This is a genomic window from Bacillus cereus group sp. N14, assembly GCF_016483555.1.
GTDB lineage: Bacteria > Bacillota > Bacilli > Bacillales > Bacillaceae_G > Bacillus_A > Bacillus_A wiedmannii.
Genome location: NZ_JAEHBQ010000035.1, coordinates 26,109 through 33,542, shown reverse-complemented (window position 1 = coordinate 33,542; position 7,434 = coordinate 26,109). Strand labels below are relative to the sequence as shown.

Sequence of the window (7,434 nt, the reverse complement as noted above, 5' to 3'; positions counted from 1 at the left end):
ACGTACGAGTTAACTTATACTGTTTCTGACTCTAAAGGACATACTGTTACCGCTAAACAAACTGTAACTGTAAAACAGAAAGTAGAGCCTAAAGATGAAGCTCCAGTTTTAACGGTACCTGCTGAAGTAATTATCAATGTGGGTGATAAATTCAACCCACTTGCTAGTGTTAAAGCTACCGATAATGAAGATGGTGATATTACTGATAAAGTAATTCATATGGGCGAAGTTGATACATCTAAAGCGGGAAATTTCGAAGTAAAGTTCCTAGTTCGTGATGCAAGTGGAAATGAAGTAACCGCAACACAAAAAGTTATTGTGAAAGACAAAGACACTGAAGACGGTTCTGATAATGACAATAACAACACTAATTCTGGAAACGTCTCTGATGATAACAATAACAACACTAATTCTGGAAACGTCTCTGATGATAACAATAACAACACTAATTCTGGAAACGTCTCTGATAATAACAATACTAATTCTGGAAATGGTTCTGATAATAGCAATAACAACACTAATTCTGGAAACAGTTCTGATAATAACAATAACAACACTAATTCTGGAAACGTCTCTGACAATAATAATACTAGCAGCAATAACAATACTATTAGTACTTTGGAAAATAAAAAAGATACCATTAAAGAGCTTCCAAAAACAGGTGCAAATTCAAATAATGCAACAGCAGCAGGCATATTAGCAATCCTTGCAGGTATGTTAATTACTTTTGGTCGTAAATTTAAAAAAGTTATTAAATAATCTTTTCTAAATATTAAAAGCCATTATCACTATGAAGTGATAATGGCTTTTTTATTAATCCAAACTAATTTCTTCATTATTTTTTTCTAAATCTCCACCAATTAAAACAAGTTGTAATTGTTCATATATCTCCTGTGTATCAGGTGTACTTTCTGCCTGCTTACGTTCACGTTTAACTGCAGTATCATTTTCCACTAGTATTTCTTCTTTAGTTTCTGCGACCATTTCTATGTGCTCGAGTACCGCTATACGTTCTAAACCTTCCATTTCTTCTAAATCTTCTACATCATCAATTATTTCCGGCGCTTCTGTTTTTATAATTTCCTTTTGTTCTTTTTTCAATTCAATTACTGGTTGCTCTTGTACAATGCTCTCTTTTTCAAGGTTAACTTGAGCAACTTCAATTACCTCTAAAGGTTTATTTTTAGCATTTGCTTTCTTATTTGCTCTTGCAATAGCAATTTTTACTTTCATCGCTCTTAAAGAAGAGGATATTTGATTTAGTATTCTTCCTACCCCATAGAAACGAATTGCCTCAACTATAACACCCATTACAATTCCAAAAATCCATGAGCTTGAAAAATACCCAACTAAGCCAAATGTTATAACTCCTGGTAAATATAAGCTAGCATAGGATATTAAATTAGGTATAGCTTTTTCTACTGTTAATTTAAAGCTATATTTAATTATTAAATATATAGCACTCAACCCCACTATTAAACCAGCCAGACTTAATAATAAATTTTTAAAGGTTTCACCTATCATTACAATTTCCTCCCTTAATGTTTAATTTTTTTATTAAATCCCTCTTTGCTTTTCGATTTTTTTAAAAAATCAAATAAATTCATCGCTAATTGACCTTCTGCAATTTTTCGTATCTTCTTAATTGATTTTTTTGTCTCAGGTACTATTTCGATATCATCAAATTGTATATACGCTGCTACATCATACAAGTGTTGATAAACATCTGAATCCGATACATTAGTTGTACCAGATGCAACAATCTCATCTACCATAAGCTCATTTTCTTTATATTTAAATCCGCTTATTTGATCTTTAAGTATTCGTTCAACTATTTTCTTCTTATCATGGTTAACTGAAGATAGCATAACTTCATGAATACCCTTCTTCTTCATCCATGAAATTAAGGAGTTATATACGCCTTCTTCAAGAGATTTAGTCTTATTAGTTTTTCTATTAAGTAATTCTCGCGCTCTCACAGACGCATGAGTTACCCATTCTTCAGTTGTGCCTTTAATTTTCTTTCCATTTTGTATTTGTTTGATTAATGCTGTCTGAAGATCACCTGAATCTCCTAACATGGCTGATAACCCTTCGGATGACACAGTTCCATTAATAGCCTGACTAGCTCGATTTTCTTCCGCTATTAACTGAGCCATCGCTTCTTGAAACGAATTTGAGTAAGCAAAATAGAATAACCTACACTCTTGTTCCTGACCAATTCGAAAGGCCCTTTTTGCAGCTTGTGCCATAATAAACACTTTGTACTGTACTATCAATGCCTCCAATTATTGTACAAAGGAGCACGCTGCCCAATATCAGCAACGACATGTGCAAAGCAAAAGGCAGACTGATAGGTTTTACCTTCTACAAGAACTTCTATCATCCGCGGATGAGTATCAGATATCTCAACGTCTTCTAAAATCTTAGCTATTCGCTCAAATCCATTTAGTTCATTGTTTTTAGTTGTAACATGCATTGTTTTTCCTCCTACTATTTAGAATGAAATTTGTTTAATAAGGTAGTGGAAGTGTTACAATTCCTCTGGAATAATTGCATAATAAAAGTCCATTTCAAATATATTCAACTACTTTCGTCCTTTCTTTATAGAAATATCTATATCAACGGCAGAAGCCTAATTGTTTTTTAAACACAAAAAACCCTTTCGGGTATATGAATTTTTGAAAGCAATGCGCTTCACAAAGTCATTTCCCCGAAAGGGCTGTAGTATTTATGGATGATAAAAAGAAAAAAGTAATTCTTAGGTACATTATATAAACAATTAGTACGATATTCAATTTGTTTTTCATTTTGATTTAGAATTAATATTTGAATAATAATGTTTATTGGATCCTTATTTTATATTTTTTCTACAATAAGCTCATATTCAATTTTCATAAAAAATCTTATTCCCTTTATTATTTTAGCTACAGTATAAACAGTTTTATTTATTAAGTCTTCCCATACAAGAAACCCACTACCTACTAATTTTCATTGAAATCTTAATTGGCATCTTGCATCTCCTTCTTTTCTCTATTTTCAAATATTTCATGACTAATTAGAACTGTACAAAATGGTATGAATAGCGATATTGTAACAAGCAATCAAATTTAATCTATTTTTCCTAATATCAAAACACTTTCTATTTCTCCAGTATCTTTCTGAATAGAAAATAAGCAATCATACCTAATTTAAAATTAAATAATTTGTTTTAATGGAAAATATTACTTTTTAAGGGAAGTTTAGCATATCAATTATTTAAGTTCTAATTTTATAAAAGGAGGAGAAAAATGAAAAAAATTATTAGTATTTCATTAGCATTTATGTTTGTTTGGTATTTACTAGGTATTGACCCCGCCTCAGCCGCTGGTAATATCCAAAGAATCGACAGTACAACTACATTTGAAGAATTGACATACGAAGAGGCAATGGAACGTATAGCAAAACGTAGTGGACGTCCTATTCAAGAAGTAAAGGCAAAAAATCCAAATAACCTGCAAACATTGGGGACTTGTGATTATGGTGAAGCTACTAAACAATTAGATACTGGAAAATTTTATTACCCATATCTATATACAATTGTTCAAAAATGTCGTGATGGAAGTTTCGGATGGATTGGAAACGTAAATCATGCAGGTTTAATTAGAAAAGACCTTTGGGGAACAACTAAGCAATTTGAAGGTGAAGTAAAAGCATGGAATAATGATCAAAAAGGATTAAACTATCTTGTATCCGGTGATTTTTATAACTATGGAAATACAACACAAACATATAGTTATGGTGTTAATACGCCAAGCGTTTCTTTCGGTTATTCAGTTACTTCAAGATCTGACCATTATCTATATTGGCATAGTGGTCAAGGGTATATGAAGATAGTTCCTTAAGCATAAAAAAGCATTCGTTCCCACGCAAGAACGAATGCTTTTTAGTTTTAAAAAGGATGTACCGTCAATGAACTAGAATATTGTCCGTATAATATCATATATTTAACTAAAAGAAGGTGATTTAATGAAAGTAATTATCCGATTATTACTTTTGCTAAGTTTAGTAGTAATAATCGCTGGATGCACTGTTAATAATTCCTCAGATACCATCCTATCTGTAGGTAAAGCGACAAATCCTCACGATGCACAATTCAAAAAAACAAATGATAGTAAAAAAATTAAAATTATTAACGATGTTTTTAAAGAAAAAAAGTGGTCTGCTAATAAACAATTTGATGTTAGAGAAAAGATACCAGATTTAATCCTTGAAATAAGTAAAAGTAATGAAGGTTTCTCAGCATTAATTGTAACAGTGTACTTTAATGAAAATGGTGCTGATGTAATAAACTTCAAAGGCGAACATACAGTTTTAAATAAAGATGAAGCTGATAGAGTTAAAGAAGCTGCTTCTATATAATTGGCTTAGTAAGTAAAAAGACGTCTTCCTCAGTTGAAGATGTCTTTCTTATGCAACTGTCTCTAAATTTTAATAATTTATGAGAAATACAGAATTTTTTTAAAAACAGGATATTACGAACCTATACATCCGGATAGTAGATGAAGGCGCAGTAAAAATTATTCTTATATCAATTTAATTTAATAGATAACGGAAAAAATTTTGTTTCAAATAAAATGTAAAGTGATAATAAAGTTATTTAATTCTGATCTAAAAATATAAGAGCCTGGCTACAAATCATATTGTAGTAAGGATCTTTAAAGTTGTTTAATTCTTATTGAACTAACGGTGCAGGATAGTTTAATAAGGAATGCTATAATTTATTAAAAGGAAATTGTTATTAAAGTACATGTTTTATAAAAAGAGCGAAAAGATTTTCAAGGAGGCTATTATGAAGTACTTTGAAGAAGCTAAAAACATTTGGAAAAACCAAGTTCCAAAGAATGGTCAATCAGACACTATCGAAGGTGAACTAATAAGAGCAGTAGAAAAGCTTCGATATGAAGCACAAAACAATGGGAATGGTAATTGGGATGAGGGCTTTGAGCGTTTTTGCGAATACATTTGGGATATTTTAAATGACAGTAAAACCTTCGAAAGCAATTCTTTAAAAGAAATTAAATTTGATATTAAAACATTACTCGATTATGAAAATCCTTATCTTGAAGACGATTTATATGATAGAATTACTGACCGAGTTGTTGAATGGAGTATTGCTCATAATGGTCCAATTAGAAGAGAAAAAGATCCGAAACAGTATAGGTAAGTTATTCAACTAACGGGTGCTTTAGTTGAACAAGAGTCAAACAACTTTATTATTGATTTTTGAGTGAAAACACCTTTAAATGGATAGAAATTAAACAACTTTATTATCTCTTAACAGATAAACCGAATTAAGGGGGACAAACATCACTACTTTCCTCAAAACATCGCGTCTTTTTTATTAAATAAAAGCAGTAACCCAAAGAAGCATAAACCTGCATTTTATGCAAAGTTATACTTCCTGTTATAATTTAATGTACTTAAAAAATATCATTTGTAACTTTTGAGTAAGTGTAAAAATTCCATATTTATTATAAGTTCTATATAAGGAGTCGTTCTTATGGAAGGAAAAACATTGTTAAAATATATTTTTTACTTTTTTTCTTATTTACTTGTTTATATACCTTCATTTCCAGTTATAGTTATTCTTAGTATGGCTGGTGCCTCTCCTGATGTGGAACATACTATACTAGAATGGGTAATTACAATTTTTGAGATAACAGTTACAATTTTAGGTGCTTGGTTTTTTAACTTTATTTTTAAAAACATAATAGGAATTAAGAAGAATACAAAATTCACTTGGGCTATCTGTATTCTTCATTTAATTCTTATATCCCTTTGACATGGAGACTTCTTCTTTATTATTAGATCATTTTATTGTGAATTTTTTTATAAATAAAACTATATTTTTAACCCTAAATATTTAATCGTGTACTTGCATACTAAAGAAATAAATTCCTTTGTTTGTCTTAAACAAATATTCTTCATAACAGCATGCATAATAACCTCCTGGATCTAATTTAATCCAATAAACCTCATCTGGTTCTTGACTGAATACATTTAATAACTGCTCTATTATATATTCCTTCGAAGTCAATCCATTTAAATCATATCCATATGGTATCTTCCCAAGCCAAGAAGACTCTCCATTGGGATATTGGCAAATAAGGAATTCTTTTTTCCATTCTTTCAAGTGTATGAGTTCTAATGTGTCATTACTTGTAGCGTATGTCGCCTTTCTTGCAATTTCAAAAATATTGTCCTTTTTATTTTCTGACATAACACTAAGTTCATAATAATTACTTACATATTCTTCTGCATTTATATCAGCAAAATCACCTAGAATTTTATTTATTCTTTCCATATATAGCCCCTTTTTTAAATAGTATAATCTTTCCGCTAAATATTAACAGATATCTTTGATAATCTAGTGTAGTGCAATCTTGAGAGAAAGTGCCCCTCCTCTTGGTAAGAGTACTATTTTCATCCCTTAAACTGCAGCTTTTGAGAAGTACTAAAGTGTGCTTTCTACTAATATTTACCCTCATTTTAACAATCCACAAACAATTATCTGTCGAACAAATAACCATTTACTTTTCCCTTTTTTCAATCTATTAACACCTAATCATATTTCCCTGTATTTATGCATTCATTAAATATGATTAGTGATTTCTTGGAGATGAATATGTATCAAATAAAAATGATAATGAAGAATTGATGTCTAATCATCAATTATCTGCTGCCGCATTTGATCCAAATCTTATTGGACCTATATTTCCATCTACTCCAACATTTACAATACCTACTAGACCCACTGTTAGCACTGAGCCGACTGGACTGACCATATTTTTCACTCTCCCTGCACCAGAACCTGAATCTATATTACTTGAGCCAAATACAAATAACGTTCTAATTATGGAGGTCTTAGTTCCTATAGAATCTAAAAATGACAAATCACTATTAAACGTGACAATATCTTGCTGTCAGATACAAGTGTTTCTAGAAACTATTAAATGGGTAGATACCCCAGGCGACCCAGTAACGCCACCAGCTCCAATTCATTATCGTATTGTTACGAATATTGGAAATCTTAATGAAAACATAAACTTAGCTATAGTCTGAAATGGTGGGGTTTCTGTAATAAAAGCCCCTGGTAATCCAATTTAACTAAAAATAGGAATTACCCTTTTACTATCAAAATGAAAATGCTAAATTTTCTATGTTTAACATATCCAGTTATCTTTTGCTAGCTGCTCTTTAATTTATGAAAAAAAGATAAGATTCTTTATTTCTCAACATATAGAGTATTGGATTTTTGCTAACAATCCTGTATTATGTGAACAAAGAGTAAGGTAAGAGTTACTCTTTGCCATTTTAGTAAAGGTTCTGCTGGAAACAGCAGAGCCTTTTTACTTGGTTTAAAAGTATTAATACAAAATGAAATTTTCATTG

General features: G+C 30.6%; 10 protein-coding genes. 6 read left to right on the top strand and 4 right to left on the bottom strand.

Going from position 1 to position 7,434, the window contains the following annotated elements; all coding sequences use genetic code 11:
* A partial coding sequence (locus JDS82_RS27765) for an LPXTG cell wall anchor domain-containing protein (RefSeq protein WP_199714273.1) occupies window positions 1–759 on the top strand: 759 nt, incomplete at its 5' end.
* 54 nt (window positions 760–813) lie between these two features.
* Here JDS82_RS27765 and JDS82_RS27760 read toward each other — a convergent pair.
* The 3 genes from JDS82_RS27760 to JDS82_RS27750 are packed head-to-tail and all read right to left on the bottom strand — an operon-like array spanning window position 814 to window position 2,479.
* Window positions 814–1,524 carry a hypothetical protein gene (locus tag JDS82_RS27760; RefSeq protein WP_064472529.1) on the bottom strand — a complete coding sequence of 237 codons (711 nt, stop codon included), beginning with the start codon at window positions 1,522–1,524 and terminating at the stop codon, window positions 814–816.
* A gap of 14 nt (window positions 1,525–1,538) precedes the next feature.
* Complete coding sequence (locus JDS82_RS27755) at window positions 1,539–2,279, bottom strand: hypothetical protein (RefSeq protein WP_176359547.1); 741 nt, start codon at window positions 2,277–2,279, stop codon at window positions 1,539–1,541.
* Entirely contained in the window at window positions 2,276–2,479 is a 204-nt protein-coding gene (locus JDS82_RS27750; RefSeq protein WP_242474945.1) for a hypothetical protein, read from the bottom strand. Before JDS82_RS27750 ends, JDS82_RS27755 begins: the two co-directional genes overlap by 4 nt.
* A gap of 811 nt (window positions 2,480–3,290) precedes the next feature.
* Between JDS82_RS27750 and JDS82_RS27745 the strand changes: the two genes are divergently transcribed.
* From JDS82_RS27745 to JDS82_RS27730, 4 genes are all read left to right on the top strand, one after another.
* On the top strand, window positions 3,291–3,884 hold the full coding sequence (locus tag JDS82_RS27745; protein WP_060751971.1) for a hypothetical protein: 594 nt from the start codon (window positions 3,291–3,293) through the stop codon (window positions 3,882–3,884).
* 124 nt (window positions 3,885–4,008) lie between these two features.
* On the top strand, window positions 4,009–4,401 hold the full coding sequence (locus tag JDS82_RS27740; RefSeq protein WP_199714272.1) for a hypothetical protein: 393 nt from the start codon (window positions 4,009–4,011) through the stop codon (window positions 4,399–4,401).
* Window positions 4,402–4,831: 430 nt separating this feature from the next.
* A complete protein-coding gene (locus JDS82_RS27735) occupies window positions 4,832–5,206 on the top strand; it encodes a hypothetical protein (RefSeq protein ID WP_064472527.1) in 375 nt (124 codons plus the stop codon).
* A gap of 336 nt (window positions 5,207–5,542) precedes the next feature.
* Complete coding sequence (locus JDS82_RS27730; protein ID WP_242474944.1) at window positions 5,543–5,824, top strand: hypothetical protein; 282 nt, start codon at window positions 5,543–5,545, stop codon at window positions 5,822–5,824.
* Between the two features lie 81 nt (window positions 5,825–5,905).
* Here JDS82_RS27730 and JDS82_RS27725 read toward each other — a convergent pair whose 3' ends face one another.
* The gene (locus tag JDS82_RS27725) at window positions 5,906–6,346 is read right to left on the bottom strand and encodes a hypothetical protein (RefSeq protein ID WP_064472525.1); all 441 of its coding nucleotides are present in this window, start codon (window positions 6,344–6,346) and stop codon (window positions 5,906–5,908) included.
* 353 nt (window positions 6,347–6,699) lie between these two features.
* On the opposite strand from JDS82_RS27725, the gene JDS82_RS30285 reads away from it, so the two are divergent.
* Window positions 6,700–7,104 carry an exosporium leader peptide-containing protein gene (locus JDS82_RS30285; RefSeq protein ID WP_346011137.1) on the top strand — a complete coding sequence of 135 codons (405 nt, stop codon included), beginning with the start codon at window positions 6,700–6,702 and terminating at the stop codon, window positions 7,102–7,104.
* Window positions 7,105–7,434: the final 330 nt, after the last annotated feature.

Coding starts and splice junctions, on each gene's coding strand:
- JDS82_RS27760 (WP_064472529.1), bottom strand. CDS start 1,524: ATGATAGGTGAAACCTTTAAAAATTTATTATTAAGTCTGGCTGGTTTA.
- JDS82_RS27750 (WP_242474945.1), bottom strand. CDS start 2,479: ATGCATGTTACAACTAAAAACAATGAACTAAATGGATTTGAGCGAATA.
- JDS82_RS27745 (WP_060751971.1), top strand. CDS start 3,291: ATGAAAAAAATTATTAGTATTTCATTAGCATTTATGTTTGTTTGGTAT.
- JDS82_RS27740 (WP_199714272.1), top strand. CDS start 4,009: ATGAAAGTAATTATCCGATTATTACTTTTGCTAAGTTTAGTAGTAATA.
- JDS82_RS27735 (WP_064472527.1), top strand. CDS start 4,832: ATGAAGTACTTTGAAGAAGCTAAAAACATTTGGAAAAACCAAGTTCCA.
- JDS82_RS27730 (WP_242474944.1), top strand. CDS start 5,543: ATGGAAGGAAAAACATTGTTAAAATATATTTTTTACTTTTTTTCTTAT.
- JDS82_RS27725 (WP_064472525.1), bottom strand. CDS start 6,346: ATGGAAAGAATAAATAAAATTCTAGGTGATTTTGCTGATATAAATGCA.
- JDS82_RS30285 (WP_346011137.1), top strand. CDS start 6,700: ATGTCTAATCATCAATTATCTGCTGCCGCATTTGATCCAAATCTTATT.